This is a genomic window from Chitinophaga sp. RAB17, from assembly GCF_052114225.1.
In the GTDB taxonomy this organism is placed as follows: domain Bacteria; phylum Bacteroidota; class Bacteroidia; order Chitinophagales; family Chitinophagaceae; genus Chitinophaga.
The window spans coordinates 77736-100917 of the sequence record NZ_JBFREI010000006.1 but is presented as its reverse complement, the minus strand read 5'-3'; the positions used below and the strand labels follow the sequence as shown (position 1 = coordinate 100917).

Sequence of the window (23182 nt, the reverse complement as noted above, 5' to 3'; positions counted from 1 at the left end):
CCTAATTATTTCACTTTACCTCCTGGATAATAAAGAACGACTATGAAGAAAACACCACACTTACCCGCCTTATATACACTACTTTTCGTAACCATGTCAGGTATATTATCCTGCAACAAATTGGTAGATGTACCACTTCCAATTGACAAGGTAACTGCCACGACCCTATTTCAGAACGATGCAGCTGCAACGACAGCTGTATTGGGAATATATTCACAAATGATGTATCCTTACCTTAACCTTACCAGTGGTGCGGTAACAATATACACGGGGTTATCATCAGATGAATTAATCTCTACCAGCGCAACAGAAACAATAGAACAGGAATTTGCGGACAATACCATCTCGGTGGGAAATGACGCCATTCAAACAAAATTCTGGTTAAGACCCTATGTTAGCCTTTATCAGATCAACACCTGTATATCGGGTTTAACGCTCAGCACCACTTTAAGCCCAGCTGTGAAAAATCAACTATTAGGTGAAAGTAAGTTTGCAAGAGCATTCATTTACTTTTACATGATTAACTTATTCGGTGATGTTCCTTATGAAACCAGCACAGACTACGAAGTAAACAAAAGAATACCCAGAACGCCTGTATCGGACATAAAGAAAAATATATTGTCAGACCTTACAGATGCTGTTTCGCTACTAACACCAAACTACCCAACAACCGGACATGTTAGACCTAATCGATTCACTGCTCTCGCATTATTGGCCAGATACTATTTATATGAAAAAAAATGGAAAGATGCCGAAAGCATAGCTTCGCAAATCATTGATGCAAAAGTATACAGTCTGACTATTGACTTAAATGGCGTATTTCTTCCGAATAGTACCGAATCCATCTGGCAACTGATTCCTATACAAAATGGATATCTATCTTTGGAAGGTTCTTATATTATTCCGGCTCCATCATCCACAGCCCCCCCGAAGTGCATCATTTCCAGACAACTAATGGACGATTTTGAAAAAGGGGATAAAAGACTTTCAAACTGGACAAACTATATGACCATTGGTAGCGATACCTTTTATTATCCATATAAATACAAAAACGCAAATCCTTTACCTGATCCCGCCATCGACTATTTTACAGTATTTCGTTTAGCTGAACAATATCTAATCCGGGCAGAGGCAAGAACTGAACAGGGCAATATAAAAGGTGCTATAGATGATCTCAATATGCTAAGGGACAGAGCACGCGATGAGTCAGTACTACAGGCATTGCCTAAATTACCTTACACACTAACGCCAACACAGACAACAGCAGCCGTAAAACATGAAAACAGAATAGAGTTCTTTTGCGAATGGGGACACCGCTGGTTTGATCTTATCCGGCACAATGAGGCTGATAGGGTCTTAAAACCATTAAAACCGCAGTGGAAGTCAACCGATGCCCTATACCCAATTCCTTTTAATGAAACGCGGCTCAATACGACACTTACCCAAAATCCAGGTTATAACTAAAAATCAAACTAAGATTGTCATGACTAAGTACAAAAAAATAATTGCGTTACTAATCATTTGTCAACAGCTATTCCTTTATGTAAAAGCTCAGAAAACTGGGATCAATGAACGGATACCGGATGTGTTATTAACAGAGCTGTTCAGATATGCGAAAAACAACATCAATTTACGCTCAGAGTTTAAAGGAAAACCACTCATTATCGATTTCTGGTTTACCTACTGTGGCTCTTGTATTGCAGCAATGCCAAAATTGGATTCCCTTCACGAAAAATACAAAGGAAAATTCAATGTACTGATGAGCACATTTGAAAAAAAAGAAACTGTCTCCAGATTCCTGACGAATAAATATACGTTACGGAATGTTAGCTTGCCCACCACAACTTCCGATACCATTTTATTAAATGTATTTCCTCACCTCTACTATCCACATGAAATCTGGATCGATAAGAATGGAATAGTACAGGCAATTACCGGAGCAGATGAAATTACGGAGGAGAACATTACTAAATTCATAAATGGTGAACCACTGCATTTGGCCGTTAAACAAGAATCAAACGACATATCAATGAATACTTCAAAACTATTTCTTGAAGTAGACCCAACACCTACTTTCCAATACTCCTATATTGGCGGATACCAAAAAAAAATGGGCTATGAAAATTCTGAGCCTCAGGAAAATGGTCTCAGGGGTGTAAAAGTGGTCAATTATCCACTAAAAAGAATTTACACGATCGCATATTCCCTTGATGGGATAAAAAACTCACAATATATATATGAAAAAATCGATTCGACACTTTTCGAATCCTATGACTATTCAGGAAAAAATCTATTTTGCTATGACCTGATGTTGAAGGATACTTCAAGAGCCCACGTTTTTGAATACATGCAAAAAGACCTTGACAGGTATTTCAAAATAACAACTACCGTAAAAAATAAACCGGCATTGGTTTATGTACTGTCAAAAGTAAATAAGCCTTCAGTTACAGACACCACCGACATAGCAGGTGGCTTCGCCGATAGTTATATAAAAGATGGAAATTATGTCTTAAGTCACTCTAACTGGCGGTTCATAAAATACTATTTAAACAACGAAATTACTGACCCTATTATAGATGAAACGGGATATACCTTAAGCAAAAAATTCAGGTTCATTAGTATTCCGATGGACTGGAGCAACCTTGAAAAGGTTAATAGAGAAATTGAAGTTTATAATTTAAAAATAACCAGAGAAATAAGGAAAATAGACTTTCTTGTGTTTAGTTACGGTAATGAAAATTCAAATGATATCACCAAACATTAACAGTTAAACACAATGAGTCCGGCGATTGTTTATCTGAAGATAACGCATAATTTAAATGTGACCATACTTCAATAAGTATCGTCGACCAACTGCAAACCTAACTAAATATCATCACTAATTAAACGTACCCAGGATCGTAATTGGCTGGGCTCCTATGACGGTGCCAATTAAACAAACCAGGACGTTACCAGGGCTACATCTTAATTTGGCAACAACTGTTTGAGCAAGGAAAACAAAAGTACCCTCTGGGGTATACCACCTGTAAGATAGACTCGTTGGGGAACTCCATGGTTGAGAAGCATACGCAGCTCCAATACCAGTAACTCCGCAGAGTAGCGCAAAAAATAATTGATATCGTCTCATAAAATTGATTTTGAATGTTTAAAACATAACTTACTAAAACGAAAAAGAACAATAAACATATTCGCTACCATAATTTGATGAAAATTGAAACATAATAACAAGGCTGACAAATATCTATCTAAAAATAGGGAATAGTATTCCCTATAACTCAATAGTTATCGTCAGCCTTTAGTAGTCTAAGCTGAATGCTTCAATCAATGGAAGATACCAGGAAGAGTTTTGTTGGCTAATCCGGCTGACGTACCAATCAGACATTTACCAGAACCTGGATTACACCTTAAGCTTGCAGCAGCAGTAGCAGCAGTGAGAACTGTTGTGAAATTAGCACCAACAGTATGCCATCTGTAAATAGCTGCAGGTCCAGAAACCTTTGGCTGAGAAGCATATGCTGCTCCAATACCGGTAACTGCAAAAAGCGCAGCGAGAATCATTTGAGTGCGTTTCATAAAATTGAGTTTAAATGTTAAAAAATAAATTATCAACACACCTTTTGCTGACAGGATAGGTGTGACATCCTATATGTGGCCGCATAATTACTTTATCTAAAAGGAAATTCAATTCGAAGCTAGTCTTTGGTCAGCCATCAATTTTCTCTTGGAAATGATGCCCGAAATACCCCCCACGAGGAAAAACAAATTAAACCACAAATGCTGGATCCATGTAAGGTGAGTAATGACACCTCCACAGCTACAAGGAATCATACCAAAATAGCGTACTTTTATAAGGACAATGTATCCCGTAAATATTACCATGAGGAAAGTGGCTAAATAAAGCCCCAGCGTTTTCGTTTTAGGAATTATTAATAATAATGATACAAGTATTTCAGCAGATGGAATTGCAACTGCCAAAAGAGGAGTGTACCTGTCATCGAATGGTTGAGTATCTAACTGCAATTTGTAGACCTCAAAAGAGAATAATTTATTAAACGCAGCATATAAAAACATCAGGATAAATAACAGAACAACTACTTCGTATATAATCGATATTTTTTTCATTTCTATTTAATTAATAAAGCTTCCTGAGATAATTTCACTTCAGTTGAATTTACAGCTCCCTCTTTTCCAAAACGGTCAATCTCTCCACTTATAAATGCGAGGATATTCTCTATTGTTGGGCGTTTAGAAGGATCATCTTCCAGTAACTGTTGTATCAAAACCGTCATATTAGCGTTACCTGTTAATGCATCCAGTTCTTCCATAGCCTTGTCTATTCCTGCACTTAATACCTCATATGGATGCTTTCCTGTGAGAATGGTCAGCAGTAATGCCCCCAATGAATAGATATCCTCTGTAAAATCGGGCTTACTGCTTTTAAGTTGCTCAGGTGAAACAAATCCAAAAGTACCAAGGCCGTGAGGAGGATCAGGTAATCCTTTTGTGATAGAGCAGGTTAACTCGAAATCCAACAAGTACATTTTTCCTGCAGGGGTTACCATAAAGTTAACATCTGTAATATCCCGATGGGCGTATCCTAGTTCATGAAGCGTTTTCACGAGAATTACAGCATCGAAAAATAACATTAACAAGTTTTGCCTACGGTCCGGGGAAAGTTCTGACCACCTATTGTTATTATATATATTCTTTACCTGCTCACGCAAATTATTACCATCAACAAACTCCATTATAAGGTAATAGTCATCCTTCTTCCTACAGAAATCTATTAGCTTTGGTACCAATATTTTATCCTGTATGTCTTCCAGGACTGCTCTTTGCCAAATCAGTTTATGCGTAGATTCCCTTCCAAGACTATCATAAAACGAGAAGCCTCTTGCCTGCTTTATAATACATTGCGTAAATGCCCATTTTCTCAGATTAACGCCCCATACTATATCTCCTTTAGTATTGGGTTGTATCACCCGTATAGGCACGTAATAGCGGCCAATTATACCTTTCCGCTTCTTCCGTTTGTAGGCACCTGCAATTTTAAAAGGTATCTTCGATTTAGGGGGCAGATAATTACTTATAAGGCCAGTAGCTTCATTAGATTCATTTACTTCCACTTCACAAATATTCGTATATAATATGGCGCCAAGGCGTAAAGCATCTTGTACTATCGGTCCTTTAAAATCCACTGTCAACCTTACCAACTCTCTTGCCAACATAACTGCCGTTCGCTCATCAGGAAGTGATATGGTAACTACCTTACCAACCTCATGTAACCCCATCCACATGCCATTCATTCTTCGCACATAGTCATAATTCTGTACTACACGAAAAGAAAGCTTATGGAGAAACAATACTGGCAAAACAATGTCCAACAGTGGTTTTACATCCCGTTCAAGCACGGATAAAAAAAATATCCACTTCTTATCAAAATTCAAGTCCCCTACCACCATCCACGGAGCTTCTATTCTGTAGTCAATACCATATTTATGAAAATACTTACCAAAATCAATTTTTTGCAGTCGTTCTTCTTCTGATAGTTCTAAGGGATCCTTTTCAGATGCAGGGTTCATAAACTGTTTTTATTTTGAGGGCCTATAAAATATCCGGTAAAATAAATAGCGCATACCATTCCCGTTGTTCCTCATAAAAAGAAACATGAAAGGTCACGTCCATATATGTACAATTATTACAATCCAGGGGTTTCCCGGTTATTCAACAGGTATAGTTCACTTGCTGTAAATCAATAAAGTTGGGCTATCAGATTATACTCTTCTAACGTTGTGTCTTCTTATGTAAATATCAAAAATTAATTCTAAAATAATGTTCAAAAACGCGAATATAAAAACCTACAATAATTCGCCTTTCTTCTCCTCTCCTCTTTGCCGGTATTCCCGCGGAGAACAATGCAGAATTTTACGGAATACAAAGGAGAAATAATTCGTTCCGGCGAAGCCCACATGATAAGCTATCGCAGTAATAGGCATATCGCTGTTCCTTAACAGGTCTGCCGCCAGCTTCACTCGCAGCTGCTCAATATATTCCTTTGCCTTTACGCCAAAGTAGGCCTTGAATCCCTTTTCAAAACTACGTAGGTTCATGCCTGCTTTACGGCTTAAGTACTGAATTTTAAGCGGTATATGATAATTCTCCTGTATAAACTTCTCTATTTCTTTAAATCGTTCCTGCTGGTCTTCTACACGCAACTGTCCTTTGTCAATGGTTTCCAGCGATGAAAAATAGCTGACCAGCAAATCGTTAATTCTCGCCTGTAAGAATATCTGTTTCGCGGGGCCTGTTAAATTGTTGTGCCTGATGGCATCCAGAATTTTACGCTCTTCTATCCCAATTTTAAAGACAGGAAATACATTCCCGCTTTTCGCCTCGTTCTGCTGCGCCGCATAGAGTTCCTGGAAGTTGGCATGCTGTGTTGCAAACGATTCCAGAAATGGAGCAGAGAAAGAGAAATAGACGGCATGGTGTTCCTCTTCTGTTAAAAAAACATGGTTGGTGGTGTGAGGAGGAACGTAATAAAAACCATACTTCCCCTTTTGTAAGGTGAAATTACCGTAACCAGGAAGTTCATAGGTTACCTTTCCCTTTAAGGTACATACCAGGGCTACCATGGGTTTGCTGGCAACGAAACTGAGCGGTACCGGATGCCGGATAGAAAAATTCAACCAGCCCATCACCCACTGTTCACTGCGTATTTCCTGGGTAGCAAAACAACCGAATCCCCCCTCTGTGTACGTTACAAACGTGCCTTTTAAAGCATTGTGCTGGTAATGTAGGGGCAACAAGGGTGATGATTCAGTTGTTTCTTTAGATTTGGTTGATAGCAAAAATCTTATTGTCGCAGGATAGTCATCAATAATCATTTTTAAACTAAATTTAATGGGTGAGACAAACAGCACACCGGTTGGCACAGGTTCGCGTGCCTGGTCAAAATACGCTGCTGAACAGTAGCGCATCATAGCAAATTACTAGCCGCTACTGCAGCTATATGGCGATAATAAAAACTTAACATTAGAACAATTCCCAAATAAAAAAGCCGGCGGGTAAGGCCGGCTTATCTTTTAAGCACTTTATGAAAGTAACGCTAATGTATATACGTTATGCTGCTGTAATCCACCAGGTATTACCAAACGGATCTTTAACACCTCCCGAACGGCCGTACGACTGATCCGTTACCGGCATCACTTCTGTCGCACCGGCATCCAGCGCCTTCTTGAAAGTAGCATCGGCATCTTCCACATAAATAAATAATCCGGCATTGTCTGTTCCCCAGTTGTCGCTGGTCTGTCCAAACATAATAACGCTGTCACCAATACTGATCTCTCCGTGCCTTAATGATTTTTTATCATCCTGGTAGCTGCGATGACGTTCCTTTGCGCCAAATACCTGTTTTGTAAAGTCGAAAAATCCTTCTGCATTTTTCAGGATCAGATAAGGTATTACTTGATGGTGTCCTTCAGGTAATTTCATAATAACAAAATTTTAAGGTGATATTTCTACACAAAGGTGCGAAAGGTGTTCATCATAAAATTGGAAAAACCCGACATTATTCCCGCCAGTCGGTAGCACCGGAGTGACCGGAGAAAAATTGCTTTGGATGCAGGCCGGAAAAAGTTTTGAAGTCACTGATAAAATGCGATTGATCATAATATCCGCACTCCAGCGCAATACTACCTAAACTCATCACATCGCGTTTATAGAAAGAAGCCGCCGCCTGAAAACGAATGATCCGCGAAAACAGCTTGGGAGATAACCCTGCATATTGTTTAAACTGCCGCTCAAATTGCCGCTCCGACAAATAATATTGCCGGGCGAGATCAGCAATGCTGGTGTCAGGCTTGTTATGGATGATATGCCGGATCGCAGAAAACACGGGTAGTTCTACCGTATGTCGGGCAGCCAGCCGCTCTTCCGTAAAGCGACAGATGATACTGCAACGTTCCCGGTTATTGCTGGCGGCCATAATTTCTTCTTCCAGCTGTATACCTGCGCTCTTTAGCAGATAACTCAGTTCTACAGCAACATTGGTGAGTTCAGAAGCAGGTAGCGAAAACAACAATGGAATAGCCTGCGGATAAAAATACACACCGAATATACTGAAGCCGGCGTCAATGGTGTACCGGCGCAAAACATGGGTGGCTCCATGTAAACCGGCGGTGTAAGAACTACTGCGTTCCCCGTTATTCTCTATTTCATCAAAACGCCCACGATAGTGAAACAACATCTCCACGCAGGCATCTGCCATGTTATGATGGGTATACCCCGCCTCTCCTTCCATCATCCAGAAAAAGCGGATGACGTGTGCCAGATGAGGTGGGGGTGGAATAGTTTCGTAGCGCATACCTAAATTTACAAAGAATGTTGCTCTTTTTAACGGACTGCCTTGGGCATTAATCAATATAATCTGTTCTCCCCTGTCCGGACTCTAAATGCCTGCCCGGGGAGAAGATATCAAAATAATACAGACTATCCTTTGCATATAGCAATTGCTGCGCCTTTAACCGGGCTTTAAAGCCATTAAAATCCTTTTGACCGGAAGTAGTCCATGCGGTTTCTGCCAGTGCCGCAATACGGGGGAATAACAGGAAATCCAGCCGATTATTGCTGTGAACGGTCTCCGTCCACAGACAGGCCTGTACTCCCAGTATCAGCGATTCATGGCCAACAGCAGCCGGGATTTGCCTCATGGAGAAATCATATACAGATTGCAGATTGTTGAGCTCACCATCCTTCCATCTCCGGCCAATTTTATGGCTGCTATCCTGTACAAAATCAAAATAAAAAGGTAAACGCGGACATACCACCACTGAATATCCCTTTCGTAAAGCCAATGCCAGGCTCTCCGGTTTATCATGCCTCCACCAACATACGATAGTACTGTCAGCCCTTAAGGTGGTGGTGGCTATTTCATCCCAGGCAAGCACCCTGTTATGCAGCTTTAATACGGTGTCGGCCATACGTTGAATGAAGTAATCTTCCACCTCCTTGCGGCTCTGCAAACCATGCGCCTCCTTTAAACGCAGCACGCCACTGTCTTTATCCCAGCCAGCATTGCCGAAAGTCACTTCGTCACCTCCCAGGTGTATCATCTGCGAAGGGAAAAGTTGATCCGTTTCCGTTAGTATGTCTGATAAATACTGATAAGTGCTTTCTTTCCCCGGATTAAATGTAAACTGTGGATACTTAGCCGTACCTCCACCATCAAAAGCAGGATAGGCCCTGTTGGCGGCACCTGCATGTCCTGGCATATCTATTTCCGGGATGATGACAATACAACGTGCCTGCGCATAGGCCACTATTTCCCGGATATCATCCTGGGTATAATAAGCAGCGGCGGCTTTAGGGTCAACAATATTGCCTATACCTCCTACTGTTGTCAGCAATGGGTACTTTTTAATTTCCAGTCTCCAGCCCGGCATATCGGTCAGGTGCCAGTGAAAACGATTTAATTTATAAAATGCCATCCAGTTGAGCAGCGACTTTACCTTCGTCTTACCAAAGAAAAACCTGGATTCATCCAGCATCACACCACGCCAGCCATATTGCGGGGCATCGGAAATATTCCAGCAGGGAACTGCCAGTGTCTTTCCCGGTGCGGTAGCTGTAGTAGTGAGTTGTAACAGGGAGATGATACCATTAAATATACCTTCACGATTGGTGGCCGTTATTACCGTTGATGCCGGGTTCATCATAAGCGTATAGGCATCTTCGTTACTATCTCCCTTTTCTTTCTTCAACACAATGGAACTGGTTCCTTTGCTATTACTCACAGGTACTTTAAGTTGATACCTGCGTAATAATTCCTCCTGCAGATACCCTGCCAGCGAACGCAGGGAAGTATCTCCCAGCCGGATAGTTGTTTTGCTGCCAATGGTAAATGTGCCGGTCCCCTGCGTTGCCTTCACCGGCAGTGGTATTATCGGGCAAACGTTTTGGGCAGCAAGCGAAGATGCTATAAAAAAGAGGACGATTATTAATGCGGGATGCTTCATATGTTGCACTGTTTTTAAACAGACCTGCTTATAAACAAGTCCGCCGGCCGTTGAAGCGGCCGGCGGACAAAATAATAAAATATGCTCAGTACTTTGCCATATTAAATTTATTCTCTTCGGTAATGTGGATAGGATGCTCTCCAAACCACTCCACAAAGCTTTCCCATTTCTCATTATTAGCCAGTTCCCAGTGATTAAAAGCGACTTTATCTCCTCCGCTCAGCAGCCAGTAATTATAGGCTTCCAGGTGGCCGGCAGCTTTCACTTCCCGCTGAAAATCGAAGAGTACTACCGGCGTTTTTTTCTGATGCCCCAATTGTTCATAGACCTCCAGGAAATTGGTACGGATACGATGGAGGGAAGCCAGGTCAATACTACGCTCACCCGCCAGCGCCACGGAAAGTGTGGTTTCGTACACCATATTACCAAAAGGCACCTTCATGTGTTTTAAGGCCTCTGCCAGGCCTTCTGGTCCGGACTTTGGATTAAACTGGATATTAATAACGGCATTTTTACTAAAACTCACTCCCGCACTGGTATCTGTTGGAAAGGTGATCTCTGATTTATAGGTATCAAACAACAACTTGCTGATTTCCGCTGTACGCGCAGTATTAGGCTCCAGGTTCATAAATATCTCTCCGTATATCATGCCCCATACTTCTTCCTGCGTAGATGTACAGAATATTTTGGCCGCCCTGTAATAATTAGATGGAAATGCAGGCGCCATTTCAATGCCTTTCTCAAAAAAACCCAATGCTTTATTATACTCCTTCACTTTCATTTCCATAATGCCTCTTTCCAGGTATAGATTACCAGCTGCCGGAAAAAGTTTGATCCCATCTTCATAAGCATCAATGGCCTTCTTCGGCTCTCCCAGGTTGTCGTAGGTGTTGCCCAGCATCTGGTATACATTGGGCCCAATGTTCTTCTTCCTGGTCAATTTCTTCAGGATATCACGGGCGCCTTTATAGTCTTCCATCAGGTACAGGGCATAGCTCTTTTCATAGCGGATATCCAGGTTATCTTCATCCAGTTCCATAGCTTCTTCCAGCAGAGGAAGGGATTCGGCCGGTTTCCCACCATCCATTAATTTTATGGCTTCGTTCATTTTTTCACGCGCCTTTTCGACATTGGTTTGCGCCGTGGTACTCATAACGCCAAGGATACCGCAGAGCAGCAGTAAGGGGATACGCATTTTCATATATATAGGCTTTTAGCAATGATTCAGATGATCGCAGTATTCCATAATGATATATAAAAAAGCTGGGGTCTTCAAAAAAGGCAGCATCCCCTTTTACGATAAAACCGGCATTTCTACAGGTCAATGGCCTTATCCTACAACTCAGCGGAAAATCGTTTGCCACCAACGTATCAAGCCGCACTTTTGCTATAAATCATTATGTATGCAAAGCTTACCTGTTTTATTGATCAGCAGCGTGATGTGTATCTGCTCCTTATTCAGCGATACCAGTGAGTTCAAACTGGTAAAGCAGGACAATGCCATAGCACTGTATGAAAGGTGGATCCCGGGAGCTGGTGGTGAAAATGTAAGGGAAATCAAAGCCGTCTTCCTCGTAAAAACCGGGGTGCCTGCTGTAATTGGGCTCTTCAAAAACCAGGCCCGTGGCATGGAATGGAACACCAACGCCAGCGATTATAAAGTGGCCGCCACCGGCGATCTCCAACACTGGATCACCTATATAAAATACGATATTCCCTGGCCTATGGACGACCAGGACGCCTGCCTCTTATACCAGTACCATGAACCGGCAGATGCCGGCAAGGCGGCAGAAGTAATTTTCGAGAGTACATCAGACAGCCGGTTTCCGTTGTATAATAAAACCACACGGATCACCGGCACCAGGGGCAAATGGATCATGGAACCAGCAGCAGGTGGGCAAATGAAGATCACCTATATGGTGACCACCGACCGTAGCAGGAAAATCCCCCGCTGGGTATCAGATCCGATTATTCACGATAACCTGTTCAGGACAATGACCAAGTTCAAAGGCCTGCTGGAAAAATAAAAGTTTATGTCAGCTATCACCTACACACTGATTACCGGTGCCAGTTCCGGTCTTGGAAAAGAATTCGCCATCCACTGCGCCAGAAAGGGAATGAATATTATCCTCATTGCCTTGCCCGGTAGCAACCTCCGGTCTATCGCCGACAACCTGGAACTTGAATATTCCGTGAGCGTTAAAGTATTCGAATTCGATCTGTCCGACAGCGACATACTGAAACAGCAACTACAAGTTATCATGGAAAAATATGCTATTAATTTTCTCATTAACAACGCCGGTGTAGGGGGCACTTCTGCCATTACCCATACCTCCCTGGAACGGATAGACGATATCATTATGCTTAATGTGAGGAGCACCGTACTGCTGACTCATTTGCTGATCCCTCACCTGTTAAGGCATCGGCAAAGCTATATTATGAACATTGCCAGTATGGCGGCTTTTACGCCCATCGCCTATAAAACGGTATATCCTGCCTCCAAAGCATTTATCTCTTCTTTCTTCCTCGGACTGAAAGAAGAACTGGCCACCACCGGCCTGTCGGTAAGTGTGGTATATCCCGGGCCTATTATGACCAACTCCCATACGTCCCGCCGGATCATCAGCCAGGGACGGAAAGGGAAAATGGGATTACTGCCGACCCCGGAAATTGCCAGGATTGCCATGAAAGGCACCCTGGCCGGATTTCCGGTGATTATCCCCGGGCTGATGAACAAAATAAATCATGTGCTCATCCAGCTGCTTCCCCTGTCACTGAAAATGAAAATCGTGTCGCGGGAGGTAAAGAAAGAAATACCATTTGCATTATCTGTCTAAAAAATATAAATGAAAAAAGTACTGATCACAGGCGCCAGTGGCTTCCTCGGCTCCAATCTTACCAGGGAGCTGTACAGGATGGGATATGATATCAGGATCATTGTAAGACCCTCCGCTAACCTGAAAGGCATTGCAGACATCCCCTGTGATGTGTTCTTTGGTAATATCGACAATAGTGAGCATATACTGGAGGCGATGAAAGGCTGCGACATTGTGATCCATGCCGCCTGTATTACGGAACAGTGGGGCGTTTCCTTTGCCGAATACGAAAAGGCCAACTTCACCGCCACCCAGCATATTACAGCCGCCTGCCTGGCGCATAAAGTAGAAAAGTTCATTTATGTAAGCACCGCCAACACTATTGGCCCCGGCGATAAACACCATCCCGGCAATGAGCTGAATGGGTTTACCCTGTTCAACGCCAATTCCGGCTATATCAACAGTAAATACCTCGCCCAGCAATACGTGCTGGAACAGGTAGCTGCCAGGCAACTACCTGGCATTGTGGTGAATCCCACTTTCATGATTGGTCCCAATGATGTGAAACCCAGCTCCGGTAAACTGATCCTGTACGGACTCAAACACCGGCTCCTGTTTTATCCGCCCGGAGGGAAAAATTTCGTACATATCAAGGATGTGTGCCGGGGCATTATCAACGCCATCGAAAAAGGGAAAATGGGCGACTGTTACCTGCTGGCCGGTCAAAACCTCAGCTACGGCGAATTTTTCCGGCTATTGAAAAAGATTTCCGGGAAACGGCAACTCCTGATCCCTATCCCCAGGTTCGTGTTGAAAATTGGCGGTATGATCGGCTCATTGCCGGGTATCTCCGGAAAGCTAAACTACAGTACTGCCTATATGCTATGCCTGGATAATTACTATACCGGCAAAAAATCAGAACGGGAATTACAGCTGCATTATACCCCGGTAGAAGCCGCCGTTTCCGGGGCATTCACCTGGTTTAAGGAAAATAACTACATTTAGTAACATACAAACGCCAGATGAATTTTCAAGAGAATGAAAAATTGTTTTCGAGCAAAGTATTTCTGTACCTGTCCAGGATACTAATCCTGTATACGTTCAGCACCATTTTCAAATCCTTTGACCATACTTTCACCACCCGGTTGCGGATGCTGGATTTCCGTGGACAGATGTTCAGTGTGATCTATGTGGTATTTGGCCTGCTCACCTGGGAAGGTGCTTCCTGGCTGGCCCGGACCATAGAGAAAAAAACGATTCACAAAAACACTTCCAGCCGGCTGGTCATCCTGTGCAGCAGCCTGGTAATATATGGCCTGTTGATGGCCTTCCTGTTTAGTTTCTGCTATGGTGCAGCCGATGTACTGTTGTTTCATCGCTATGAAGCCTGGGAAAGTTTCCTCGGATTCAGTTATGACCTCAACTTCGGTATCTTCATGTTTTACCTGCTGATACTGGCGTTTAACGGGATCATCTTTTATTATTCTGAATGGAAAGAATACCAGTTGCAAACAGAAAGACTGATGCGTGAAAATATTCAGGCCCGCTATGATGCGCTGAGGAACCAGATAGATCCGCATTTCTTTTTTAATTCTTTAAGTGTGCTGACGAACCTGGTGTATAAAAGCCCGGATCTCTCCGCCGATTATATTACGCAGCTGGCAAAGACCTACCGGTATATCCTTGATAAGAAATTTGAAAACCTGGTGCCGGTACAAACAGAACTGGACTTCCTGGATGCATATCTTTTCCTGATCCGTATCCGCCACCAGCAAAGTATTCAATTCATCACCGACATATCTGAAAAAGTCAAAACAAAAGGCATGATACCGCCGGTAACTTTACAGATGCTGATAGAAAATGCGATCAAACATAACCGGTTTTCTGCACAGGATCCGTTAGTGATCACCATTAAAAGTGAGGGTAATTTCCTGACTGTTTCCAATCATGTAAGATTAAAAGCCAATCCTGAAATATCCTCCGGCATTGGCCTGGAAAACATACAGAAACGATATGCGCTGATCAGCAACAGTAACATCGAAATTTGCCAGACGGAAGATATGTTTATTGTAAAACTACCCATTATCACTTCCTCATGAGAATAGTAATTTTTGAAGATGAAATGCATAATGCAGAACGGCTTACCCAGTTATTGCATAAATGTAATGCAGACATTGAAATAGCCGCTGTTATTGAATCCGTAGCCGAAGGGCTTAAATGGCTGGAGCAAAAACAGCCGGTAGACCTGATGCTGATGGATATACAGTTATCTGACGGCAACTGTTTTGAACTGTTCAACAAAACAAAAGTCCGGACACCGATTATTTTCACCACTGCCTACGATGGCTTTGCACTGCAGGCTTTCAAGGTAAACAGCATCGATTACTTAATGAAGCCGATTGACCTGGAAGAATTACGCAATGCCCTGAAAAAGTATGAACAGTTCAGGCCTGCCAACAATTATACGATAGATATCAGCCGGATTGCAGAAGAGTTCCTGCGGCGCGACAGTACCCGCTTTATTGGCCGGATCAACAATCAACTGATCTATGTAAAGGCCAGAGATATTGCCTGGCTGCAATTTGCGAAGGGAACTACCTGGGCCACTACATCCACCAATCAGCGGGTACCACTGGATTATTCGCTGGATCAGATAGAGAAACTGCTGGACAGAAATCAGTTCTTCCGCATTAACCGGCAGTTTATTATTCATATAGATGCTATCAAAAAAATAACCACCTACTATAATAGCAGATTAATTCTTCAATTAGCTCCCGATGTTGATACTGATGTTATTATTAGCCGTGAAAGGGTTACTGAATTCAAAAACTGGCTCGAAGGAAAAGACTATCTCAGCCCGGATGAATAAGCATTCCGCTCACCAACCCGGTTAGCGGCGGTAAGATAACGGCCACATTCATTGCAGCCGTCGTGCAGCTGGCTGTCACGGCGGATTTTGATAGTGTAGACGTAGACCTGGAAAATGGCTTGATTACACATGATACCGCCCGTTATGCTGCCTTTGTAAAAGAACTGCAGATAGCCCTGCATCAGAAAAATAAACGCATCACGTCTGCACAGGTACGTTGGAGCAGCACCGCGGATTTTATGTCTGCCGCCACCCTTCAGCAATTTGATTATATCAACATCATGTCGTACGACGACACCGGCTGGTGGAACCCCAATGCCCCCGGGCCACATGCCAGCTACGAAAAAGCAACCGGCGACTTTGCCTTTTACCGCTCCAGGGGTATTCCTGCCAGCAAATTATACATCGGGGTTCCATTTTACGGATATGCGTTTGGTCCCGGCTTTCCGGCTACGGAGGCAGGCAGCACCTTCACTTATAGTGACATCGTTCAGCAATATGCCGGCGCTGAAAAAAGTGATTCGGTAGTAGTGAAAAATAAAGGGACAATTTATTACAATGGCATACCTGCAATAGAAAAGAAAACAGCTTTTGCAAAAGCCAATGGGGCGGCGGGGACCATGATCTGGCACCTGCAGCAGGATGTTCCGGTGACAGATAAAAGATCGCTGTTACAGGCTATAAACAGGAAGCTATAAAGAGAAGGGCAACGCCAATGCGTTGCCCTTCTTCGAATATCATACAACTCCTGCTACATTTTCAGGTACTTATTAATTAATGCTCCCAGTTTTTCATACCCCTCCTCATTCGGATGCAGGCCATCCGAAAAAAGCCCTTCCTGAATTTTTCCATCTGCCTGCAGCAATAATTCACCGGCATCGAGAAATTGTATTTTCCTATTATCCGGAATACGGGCTATTAACCGGTTAATCCCCGCTACCCTGCTTTCCATATTCCTTCGTGGTAAAATACCCATCAATATAATCTGCGTAGCCGGCTGCTTCGCCTGTATCACCTGCAACAGGTTCTTTAACCCACTCACAATCTCCTCATCTGTATTCAATTGCAGGTTATTGGTGCCTATCATTAACACCAGATATGCAGGAGAAATACCATCCAGTTCTCCATGCTGTACCCTCCATAAAACATTTTCTACCCGGTCCCAACCAAAACCCATGTTCACCGCACGTTTTGGTTCAAAGTATTTATCCCAGGAACGACTGCCCCTGATCACGGAGCCCACTGGTTTTCCTCCCCAGAAATGTGTAATGGAATTACCCATAAATACCACCCCGGGCCGGTGTGTTTTATTATACGTCAGTACTTCATTATGCCTGGTTTCCCAGTCGTAGGTACCGGCATCACGGCGTTGTGTAACAGGTGTAGTAGTGACGCTGCTGCCCGGTTGCTCCTTTAAAATGCTCTTGATCTTTTTCGTATAGGCATTGGCGTAATTCATCATTCCCAGATCGCTGGGATGTACCCCATCCACCATACTTTCCAGGTCCTGCCCTATTTCTTCTTTTGTCAGCAGGCTGATATTTTTAACACCGGCTTTTAACATCGAATCCACCACTGCCTGCAGGATTCCGTTCACATGCGTATATTCTTCCCTGCTTTGCGTATTGGTGGAATCATTACTATATCCATCATGAGCTGTCAATAAGATGGGAACGCCCGGCCGCCTGCGTTGCAGCTCTCTAACGGTTTCGGTAATACGTTTTTTCAGTTCCGCTTCGGTAATATCTGCTGTTGTCAGATTAGGCAAACAATCCAATACATACATGCCCGCATCGATTTCTGTCAGGAACTGTACCACTTCTTTTTCCAAACGCCCATTACCGGAAAACCCAAGATTGATCACCGGCCTGTCCAGTTTTCGCTCCAGGATATTGGTCCATGCCATTCCCGGGCGGGAAGCGCAGCCTCCCTGGGCAATGGAGGTACCATACACTACAATAGGTGCTTCCTTACGCACCGGTATAGGTGTAAATACACTTTCCTCCGGTACTGCTACGGACAGCCATTTTACAGAATTATAGAGAGGCAGGTACAGCGTATAGTCTACATTCTTCACATGATGATCCTGCTTTTTCAGATTGGTAAACCGATAAACAATGGTATCATTGAAATTATAGTTTCCGGCACAAAACATCCATTGTCCATCAATACTTTTTGCATACATATCCACGCCACTTACACCGGTAGATGGCATATGCGGCATGTTCAACACACTGGTGACGGTATATTTAATGACAATCTCATCTGCATCTGTTCTGAACCGCAGACTAAGCCCGGCACTATTAAGTGATAAATTCCAGACAGACTTCCGCACCTTATCTTCCGCCCGCCGCGGTAACCGGTCGTAATAATGATACAGCCCGTCCTTCCAGCCCTGTCCCTCCAAGGCATAAACACTGCTATCCGCAGCCGGTATCCAGGTTTTAAAAGCACGCTGCGCCTGTGCTGCACATACGCTTACCAGTAAGGAGAGTAAAGCCATTCCCCAGATTATTTTCCTCTTCATAAGTAGGATACTTTTTTCACTGTAGTTAAAATAGTAGCAATCGTTTCGCAAGTTCGCTCAAATTGAGCGGACATAATACATTATCATGGGAAACATGATAACCTGGTTTTCCCGTTACAAGGTGCCACGCCTTGCTGACATCATTTTTGCGAATCAGTTTTCAATAATCTGCCATACACCGGCAAACCTATCATGCTGCGGCAAAATTTGTTTGGCCGGAACGATTAAATTAATATCCCCATTTCTTCATCACCTGCAGATCATCACGTACAGCATTCAGTGGAGTCTGCCCCTGGTAAGATTCCTGTTCAATAATAAAATAGCGGGTGCCTCCGGACTTCTTACCCAGGTCAATCACTTCTTTCACTGGTATAATTCCTTTGCCCAGCACAGTGCTTTCATAATTGCTACCCATTTCCCCTTTCGTGGTTTTGATTTCATCTTTTACATGCATCAGCTCAAAACGGCCAGGGTATTGCTTAATGATATCCAACGCCACACCACCTGCATGATACATATTACCGATATCCAGCTGCTGGGCCACCAGGGAAGGATCCGTATTTTGCAGGATCAGGTCGAAAATTTTCTGTCCGTTCAGCTGCTGACTGAATTCAAAATCGTGGTTGTGATAGCCGAATTTCATACCTGACTTTTTACACAGCTCCCCGCTTTTATTGAATACGTCCATATAGGCTTTAAAGTCATCATAGTTTTTACGCAGGCTTTCGTCCAGCCATGGGCTGATCACAAATTGCTGTCCAAGGATGGCGGCATCTTCCACCGTATATTTCCATTCATCTGTAAAATCATTTTTTGCAGCATCCCAATGTTGTTTTCCCATCACGGTATGTCCACTGGGCATTAACAGGCCCAGGTCGCCCAGCATTTTCCTGAAATCGGTGGCATTGTAACCATAAAACTTCCGTTTACTATATCCTGCATGCTCTACATACTTATATCCCATGGCAGACAACTGTTTCAATGTGCCGGCCGGGTCTTTTTTCATATCATCACGAATAGAATATAACTGGATCCCTAATACCGGTTTAGCCCCACTTGCTGCCAACAATCCTTTTGGCATCAGTGCGGTGCCGGCCAGTGCCAGGGTTCCTTTCATCAGAAAATTTCTTCTTGAAATACTCATAGTAAAAGATATTTTAAATGTTGACGGATACGTATGTTACAAAGAAAAGGCAAGATAGGTGTCCCCTGACTTTTTTCCTAGCTTACCACCACCGCAGGAAATTACCACATATTGTTTCCCGGCTACTTCATAAACGGCCGGGGTGGCAAAACCACAGGCGGGCAGGGTCGTTTCCCATAGCAGTTGTCCGGTTCTTTTATTAAAGGCCCTGAACTTACTGTCTGCCGTAGCGGCAATAAAGAGTAAACCGCCGGCAGTGACAACCGGGCCTCCATAATTTTCGGTGCCGCTGTGAATGCCCCTGGCCTTGAGTTCCGGGTAATCACCCAGGGTATCTTTCCATAGCAGCTGTCCGGTGTTCAGGTCAATGGCGCTTAGTGTACCCCATGGCGGCGCTACAGCAGGATAGCCTTCTCTCGTTAAAAATTTATTATACCCAGTAGCCCGGTAAGGTAAGTTCGTATAGGCATCTACGTTTTTCCGCAGGGCGACAAACGGTGATTGTTGTGTGTCTTTTATATCCAGGATAAAGGCTGCCAGTGCCTTTTTTTCAGTGCTGTCCAGCTGTTTGAAAGCGGGCATCATTCTTCTGCCGGCATCTACCAGTTGGGTAAAGGCCGGTTCATTATACTTTTGCCGGATATTTACGAGAGAAGGAAAAGTGCTGCTGCCTTTGCGCTCCGGTCCATGACAGGCCATGCAATAGGTGCTATACAATCGTTGCCCTGCCTGCAGCTGTGTTTCTTTGGTTGCCGTATGCTGTTCTTTTGCATCCACCATGGTGAGTATCCAGGGCATTTCGCTGGCATTTACGTAAAGGATACCCGTTTCGGGGTCTATCGCGGGCCCACCCCATTCTGCGCCGCCGTCAAAGCCCGGAAAAATTACGGTGCCTTGCCTGGAAGGCGGATTGAAAAGATGACCGGTTTTATAAGTAGCCAATCTTGTCCTGATATCCTGGAAGGAACTATCCGGCACTATTTTGTTCAGGTCCTGCTCCTGCAATGCCTGTCTTACGAAAGGTTTAAAAAAAGAAGGAATGGGTTGCGTAGCGGATAGCTGTTCTCCGGGCAATGCAGTATCTGCCGGCACCGGGGTTTCCACTACAGGATACAGTGGTTGCCCGGTGTTCTTATCCAATAAAAAAATGAAACCTGTTTTAGTCACCTGCACTACGGCGTCTATTTTCCGGCCGTCTTTCTTTATGGTTACCAACATGGGAGCAGTAGGTAAATCCCGGTCCCATACGTCGTGATGCACCGTTTGAAAATGCCAGATCCGCTTACCGGTTGCCGCATCCAGTGCCAGCACACAATTGGCAAAAAGGTCATTGCCTTTACGCCGGCCGCCATAAAAATCGTAGGAGGCAGATCCTATCGGGGCAAAGACAATCCCTTTCTCTTCATCCAAACTAAACCCTGCCCAGGCATTGGCGCCGCCGGTATGCTGCCATGCCTCTTTGTCCTCCCAGGAATCGTAACCGGCTTCACCAGGTTGCGGAATGGTATGAAAGATCCATTTAAGTTTGCCGGTACGGACATCATAGGCCCTGATATAACCAGGCGCACCGCCAGCCTCTTCAGCTACACGCGTGCCTACTATAATCAGGTCCTGATAAATAATTCCGGGTGTAGTAGAAGTAATATACAGCTGGTCCATGTTACGCCCCATATCATGATGAAGGTCTACATGCCCGCTGTCACCAAAAGAAGTAATGGGCTGGCCGTTGCCCGCATGGATACAATATAGCTTTGCGCCGGCAGTATAAAATATGCGCCGGTCAGCGCCACTTTCATAATAAGTAACGCCACGGCAGGCGTTGAACTGGAAATAACCTTTGCCTTTTACTTCTCCCGAAAAGTCCACCGGATCAAATACCCAGGCTGCTTTGCCGGTAGCGGCATTAACGGCAAATAATTTGAGTTGGGGAGAAACCCCATAAAGCATATCTCCCACTACTACCGGATTTACCTGTATCTGCGACATTTCTTCGGCATCGCCGGTATGATAGGCCCAGGCTACTTTCAGCTGCGATACATTACTGGTATCAAGTGCGGTTAAGGCGCTGTAGTGGATATTCTCCTTACTGCCACCATATACCTGCCAGGTACGGTGTGCATTATTGCGGGAGTTGCAGGCCATCAATAATGTGGGAATAATCAGCAGCCGGGTTATAGTGGAACGCATTAGAAAAGCAATATTGGTTGTCAGTTCCTTTAAAAATATCATTTTAAAAATGATTTTTTCAGAAAACTACACCAAAGGCTGCCAACTACTTCGCCAGGGCAGGCACCCGCTTTGCAAACATCCCTTTTACAATACCTATCACCATCCTGCGGGGAAAGAACCGGGCGGATAAAGACTGCAGATAATTGGAGATGCCTACTACATTATACGTTTTCCCTTTCAACAACGCCTTCAGCCCATCTTCTGCTACGCGCGCCGGGGTGTCAAAAGGCATGCCCTGTGTGTTGGCATTGGCTACTGCAAAAAACTCCGTTTGTGTATTGCCCGGGCATACGGCAGTTACCGTGATCCCCCTGTCTTTGTACTCACCATACAATGCTTCTGAAAAGCTCAGCACAAATGCCTTGGTAGCACAGTATACCGCAATGTAAGGACAGGGTTGAAATGCCCCGGTTGAAGCCACATTAATAATGCCGCCGGTACCGCGTTCCAGCATGGCAGGCAAAAACAAATGAGTAAGCTGTACGACTGCATCAATATTGACCTGTATCATATCGGTATATACGGGGGCTGTTTCATCCAGGAAATGCGCCCATTTGCCAAAGCCGGCATTGTTAACGAGCAGGTCTACACGAAGTTTATCCTGCTGCACCTGTTCATACAAATACTTTGGAGCATCGCGTTGGGTGAGGTCGGCAGTATAATAATGCACCCGCACTTTATGTTGCTCCCGGATGGCTGTTGCTGTTTGTTTTAGCTTATCACCGGAGCGGGCAGTGAGTACCAGGTGGCAGCCGGCGGCTGCCAGTTTCCATGCAAATGCTTCTCCGATGCCGGAGGATGCGCCGGTTATAAATGCGGTCTTTCCTTTTACGTTGTTCAGTGAATTGTCTTTCATATTGATCTGTTTGTGATCCCACAAAGGTGGACCAACCACAGAACAATCCACTTGACCTATGTTAGGAAATTATTTCGCGGCGGATACGGCTCAGAGATTCCGGTTTGATACCAATGAAAGAAGCAATGTATTGCAGTGGTACATGCTGGACGATATCCGGGAACTTATCTATCAGGTTGAAATAACGTTCCCTGGCGGTGAGACTGACCAGATCTTTCACTTTCTGCTCATTATACTTAATCACTTCTTCATAGATAATTTTCCCGAACTCCGCCCAGCGCTGGTTGTGCTTCAGCAGCTCTTCCAGGTCTGTACGGGGTACCCGTAGTAATTCGCAATCCGTAATACATTCAAACACCTCATGTGAACGGGTTTGGCTGATATAGCTATTAAAGGCCGTCATAAAGCCCATAGGGCAGTTAATATGATTGGTCACCTCCCTGCCTTCGCCATCAATATGATAAAGCCTTAAATAGCCGCTATTAATGAAATACATATAGCGGGCAATGTCACCGCTGCTCACAAGAACATGTGATTTTCTGAAATTTACCGGTTCAAAGACTTCCCGGATCAGGTGCTGATCAAATTTATCTATGCGGACCAGGTCAGCAATGAGCCGCGTGATTTTCTGATAGGGCATAGCCGATGCTGTTTTATGTAGTCTGCAAATATAGAATGCATTTTCCTAATCCGCCCGCTACTTTTTTGGCATTAAAAAAGGGAAG

Annotated in this window: 21 protein-coding genes; 8 read left to right on the top strand and 13 right to left on the bottom strand. The window is 44.0% G+C overall.

All coding sequences use genetic code 11. The annotated features are described in order from the left end of the window. Window positions 1-42: 42 nt before the first annotated feature. Both AB4Z08_RS20080 and AB4Z08_RS20075 read left to right on the top strand, forming a co-directional pair. Window positions 43-1464, top strand: coding sequence for a RagB/SusD family nutrient uptake outer membrane protein (locus AB4Z08_RS20080; protein WP_441575562.1), 1422 nt, complete (start codon window positions 43-45; stop codon window positions 1462-1464). Window positions 1465-1483: 19 nt separating this feature from the next. After that, window positions 1484-2764, top strand: coding sequence for a TlpA family protein disulfide reductase (locus tag AB4Z08_RS20075; protein WP_441575561.1), 1281 nt, complete (start codon window positions 1484-1486; stop codon window positions 2762-2764). 557 nt (window positions 2765-3321) lie between these two features. Here the strand turns inward: AB4Z08_RS20075 and AB4Z08_RS20070 are convergent. The 8 genes from AB4Z08_RS20070 to AB4Z08_RS20035 all read right to left on the bottom strand — a co-directional run bounded on the left by AB4Z08_RS20070 (window position 3322) and on the right by AB4Z08_RS20035 (window position 11217). Beyond that, window positions 3322-3573 (bottom strand): hypothetical protein, encoded by a 252-nt coding sequence (locus AB4Z08_RS20070; RefSeq protein ID WP_441575560.1) that lies wholly within the window; start codon window positions 3571-3573, stop codon window positions 3322-3324. A 108-nt stretch (window positions 3574-3681) separates the two neighbouring features. Further along, entirely contained in the window at window positions 3682-4122 is a 441-nt protein-coding gene (locus AB4Z08_RS20065; RefSeq protein WP_441575559.1) for a MauE/DoxX family redox-associated membrane protein, read from the bottom strand. Window positions 4123-4124: 2 nt separating this feature from the next. Next, entirely contained in the window at window positions 4125-5582 is a 1458-nt protein-coding gene (locus tag AB4Z08_RS20060) for a serine/threonine protein kinase (protein ID WP_441575558.1), read from the bottom strand. Between the two features lie 276 nt (window positions 5583-5858). Continuing rightward, window positions 5859-6980, bottom strand: a complete 1122-nt coding sequence (locus AB4Z08_RS20055) for a helix-turn-helix domain-containing protein (protein WP_441575557.1) — start codon at window positions 6978-6980, stop codon at window positions 5859-5861. A 142-nt stretch (window positions 6981-7122) separates the two neighbouring features. After that, a complete protein-coding gene (locus tag AB4Z08_RS20050) occupies window positions 7123-7494 on the bottom strand; it encodes a VOC family protein (protein WP_441575556.1) in 372 nt (123 codons plus the stop codon). Between the two features lie 76 nt (window positions 7495-7570). Further along, complete coding sequence (locus AB4Z08_RS20045; RefSeq protein ID WP_441575555.1) at window positions 7571-8365, bottom strand: DUF6597 domain-containing transcriptional factor; 795 nt, start codon at window positions 8363-8365, stop codon at window positions 7571-7573. A gap of 49 nt (window positions 8366-8414) precedes the next feature. Continuing rightward, on the bottom strand, window positions 8415-10016 hold the full coding sequence (locus AB4Z08_RS20040) for a beta-N-acetylhexosaminidase (RefSeq protein WP_441575554.1): 1602 nt from the start codon (window positions 10014-10016) through the stop codon (window positions 8415-8417). 85 nt (window positions 10017-10101) lie between these two features. After that, the gene (locus AB4Z08_RS20035; protein WP_441575553.1) at window positions 10102-11217 is read right to left on the bottom strand and encodes a tetratricopeptide repeat protein; all 1116 of its coding nucleotides are present in this window, start codon (window positions 11215-11217) and stop codon (window positions 10102-10104) included. Window positions 11218-11419: 202 nt separating this feature from the next. Between AB4Z08_RS20035 and AB4Z08_RS20030 the strand changes: the two genes are divergently transcribed. Genes AB4Z08_RS20030 through AB4Z08_RS20005 form a run of 6 tightly spaced genes read left to right on the top strand, consistent with a single transcriptional unit; the run spans window position 11420 to window position 16399 of the window. Continuing rightward, a complete protein-coding gene (locus AB4Z08_RS20030; RefSeq protein ID WP_441575552.1) occupies window positions 11420-12043 on the top strand; it encodes an START domain-containing protein in 624 nt (207 codons plus the stop codon). A gap of 6 nt (window positions 12044-12049) precedes the next feature. Beyond that, on the top strand, window positions 12050-12853 hold the full coding sequence (locus tag AB4Z08_RS20025; RefSeq protein ID WP_441575551.1) for an SDR family NAD(P)-dependent oxidoreductase: 804 nt from the start codon (window positions 12050-12052) through the stop codon (window positions 12851-12853). 9 nt (window positions 12854-12862) lie between these two features. Beyond that, window positions 12863-13837, top strand: a complete 975-nt coding sequence (locus tag AB4Z08_RS20020) for an NAD-dependent epimerase/dehydratase family protein (protein ID WP_441575550.1) — start codon at window positions 12863-12865, stop codon at window positions 13835-13837. A 17-nt stretch (window positions 13838-13854) separates the two neighbouring features. Continuing rightward, entirely contained in the window at window positions 13855-14931 is a 1077-nt protein-coding gene (locus AB4Z08_RS20015; RefSeq protein ID WP_441575549.1) for a sensor histidine kinase, read from the top strand. Then, complete coding sequence (locus tag AB4Z08_RS20010; protein WP_441575548.1) at window positions 14928-15701, top strand: LytR/AlgR family response regulator transcription factor; 774 nt, start codon at window positions 14928-14930, stop codon at window positions 15699-15701. The genes AB4Z08_RS20015 and AB4Z08_RS20010 overlap by 4 nt, the downstream gene beginning before the upstream one ends. Continuing rightward, the gene (locus AB4Z08_RS20005) at window positions 15698-16399 is read left to right on the top strand and encodes a glycosyl hydrolase family 18 protein (RefSeq protein ID WP_441575986.1); all 702 of its coding nucleotides are present in this window, start codon (window positions 15698-15700) and stop codon (window positions 16397-16399) included. Before AB4Z08_RS20010 ends, AB4Z08_RS20005 begins: the two co-directional genes overlap by 4 nt. Before the next feature lie 53 nt (window positions 16400-16452). Here AB4Z08_RS20005 and AB4Z08_RS20000 read toward each other — a convergent pair whose 3' ends face one another. The 5 genes from AB4Z08_RS20000 to AB4Z08_RS19980 all read right to left on the bottom strand — a co-directional run bounded on the left by AB4Z08_RS20000 (window position 16453) and on the right by AB4Z08_RS19980 (window position 23097). Continuing rightward, window positions 16453-18228 (bottom strand): SGNH/GDSL hydrolase family protein, encoded by a 1776-nt coding sequence (locus AB4Z08_RS20000; RefSeq protein ID WP_441575547.1) that lies wholly within the window; start codon window positions 18226-18228, stop codon window positions 16453-16455. A 229-nt stretch (window positions 18229-18457) separates the two neighbouring features. Next, window positions 18458-19372: a sugar phosphate isomerase/epimerase family protein gene (locus AB4Z08_RS19995; protein ID WP_441575546.1), complete on the bottom strand. Its 915-nt coding sequence runs from the start codon at window positions 19370-19372 to the stop codon at window positions 18458-18460. A 36-nt stretch (window positions 19373-19408) separates the two neighbouring features. Continuing rightward, window positions 19409-21559: an outer membrane protein assembly factor BamB family protein gene (locus AB4Z08_RS19990; protein ID WP_441575545.1), complete on the bottom strand. Its 2151-nt coding sequence runs from the start codon at window positions 21557-21559 to the stop codon at window positions 19409-19411. An 85-nt stretch (window positions 21560-21644) separates the two neighbouring features. Continuing rightward, window positions 21645-22457 carry an SDR family NAD(P)-dependent oxidoreductase gene (locus AB4Z08_RS19985; protein WP_441575544.1) on the bottom strand — a complete coding sequence of 271 codons (813 nt, stop codon included), beginning with the start codon at window positions 22455-22457 and terminating at the stop codon, window positions 21645-21647. Between the two features lie 61 nt (window positions 22458-22518). Continuing rightward, the gene (locus AB4Z08_RS19980; protein ID WP_441575543.1) at window positions 22519-23097 is read right to left on the bottom strand and encodes a Crp/Fnr family transcriptional regulator; all 579 of its coding nucleotides are present in this window, start codon (window positions 23095-23097) and stop codon (window positions 22519-22521) included. Window positions 23098-23182 lie beyond the last annotated feature (85 nt).

What these genes read in the sequence shown, in the direction of transcription:
- AB4Z08_RS20080 (WP_441575562.1), top strand. Translation starts at nt 43, where the DNA reads ATGAAGAAAACACCACACTTACCCGCCTTATATACACTACTTTTCGTA.
- AB4Z08_RS20075 (WP_441575561.1), top strand. Translation starts at nt 1,484, where the DNA reads ATGACTAAGTACAAAAAAATAATTGCGTTACTAATCATTTGTCAACAG.
- AB4Z08_RS20070 (WP_441575560.1), bottom strand. Translation starts at nt 3,573, where the DNA reads ATGAAACGCACTCAAATGATTCTCGCTGCGCTTTTTGCAGTTACCGGT.
- AB4Z08_RS20065 (WP_441575559.1), bottom strand. Translation starts at nt 4,122, where the DNA reads ATGAAAAAAATATCGATTATATACGAAGTAGTTGTTCTGTTATTTATC.
- AB4Z08_RS20060 (WP_441575558.1), bottom strand. Translation starts at nt 5,582, where the DNA reads ATGAACCCTGCATCTGAAAAGGATCCCTTAGAACTATCAGAAGAAGAA.
- AB4Z08_RS20055 (WP_441575557.1), bottom strand. Translation starts at nt 6,980, where the DNA reads ATGCGCTACTGTTCAGCAGCGTATTTTGACCAGGCACGCGAACCTGTG.
- AB4Z08_RS20050 (WP_441575556.1), bottom strand. Translation starts at nt 7,494, where the DNA reads ATGAAATTACCTGAAGGACACCATCAAGTAATACCTTATCTGATCCTG.
- AB4Z08_RS20045 (WP_441575555.1), bottom strand. Translation starts at nt 8,365, where the DNA reads ATGCGCTACGAAACTATTCCACCCCCACCTCATCTGGCACACGTCATC.
- AB4Z08_RS20040 (WP_441575554.1), bottom strand. Translation starts at nt 10,016, where the DNA reads ATGAAGCATCCCGCATTAATAATCGTCCTCTTTTTTATAGCATCTTCG.
- AB4Z08_RS20035 (WP_441575553.1), bottom strand. Translation starts at nt 11,217, where the DNA reads ATGAAAATGCGTATCCCCTTACTGCTGCTCTGCGGTATCCTTGGCGTT.
- AB4Z08_RS20030 (WP_441575552.1), top strand. Translation starts at nt 11,420, where the DNA reads ATGCAAAGCTTACCTGTTTTATTGATCAGCAGCGTGATGTGTATCTGC.
- AB4Z08_RS20025 (WP_441575551.1), top strand. Translation starts at nt 12,050, where the DNA reads ATGTCAGCTATCACCTACACACTGATTACCGGTGCCAGTTCCGGTCTT.
- AB4Z08_RS20020 (WP_441575550.1), top strand. Translation starts at nt 12,863, where the DNA reads ATGAAAAAAGTACTGATCACAGGCGCCAGTGGCTTCCTCGGCTCCAAT.
- AB4Z08_RS20015 (WP_441575549.1), top strand. Translation starts at nt 13,855, where the DNA reads ATGAATTTTCAAGAGAATGAAAAATTGTTTTCGAGCAAAGTATTTCTG.
- AB4Z08_RS20010 (WP_441575548.1), top strand. Translation starts at nt 14,928, where the DNA reads ATGAGAATAGTAATTTTTGAAGATGAAATGCATAATGCAGAACGGCTT.
- AB4Z08_RS20000 (WP_441575547.1), bottom strand. Translation starts at nt 18,228, where the DNA reads ATGAAGAGGAAAATAATCTGGGGAATGGCTTTACTCTCCTTACTGGTA.
- AB4Z08_RS19995 (WP_441575546.1), bottom strand. Translation starts at nt 19,372, where the DNA reads ATGAGTATTTCAAGAAGAAATTTTCTGATGAAAGGAACCCTGGCACTG.
- AB4Z08_RS19990 (WP_441575545.1), bottom strand. Translation starts at nt 21,559, where the DNA reads ATGCGTTCCACTATAACCCGGCTGCTGATTATTCCCACATTATTGATG.
- AB4Z08_RS19985 (WP_441575544.1), bottom strand. Translation starts at nt 22,457, where the DNA reads ATGAAAGACAATTCACTGAACAACGTAAAAGGAAAGACCGCATTTATA.
- AB4Z08_RS19980 (WP_441575543.1), bottom strand. Translation starts at nt 23,097, where the DNA reads ATGCCCTATCAGAAAATCACGCGGCTCATTGCTGACCTGGTCCGCATA.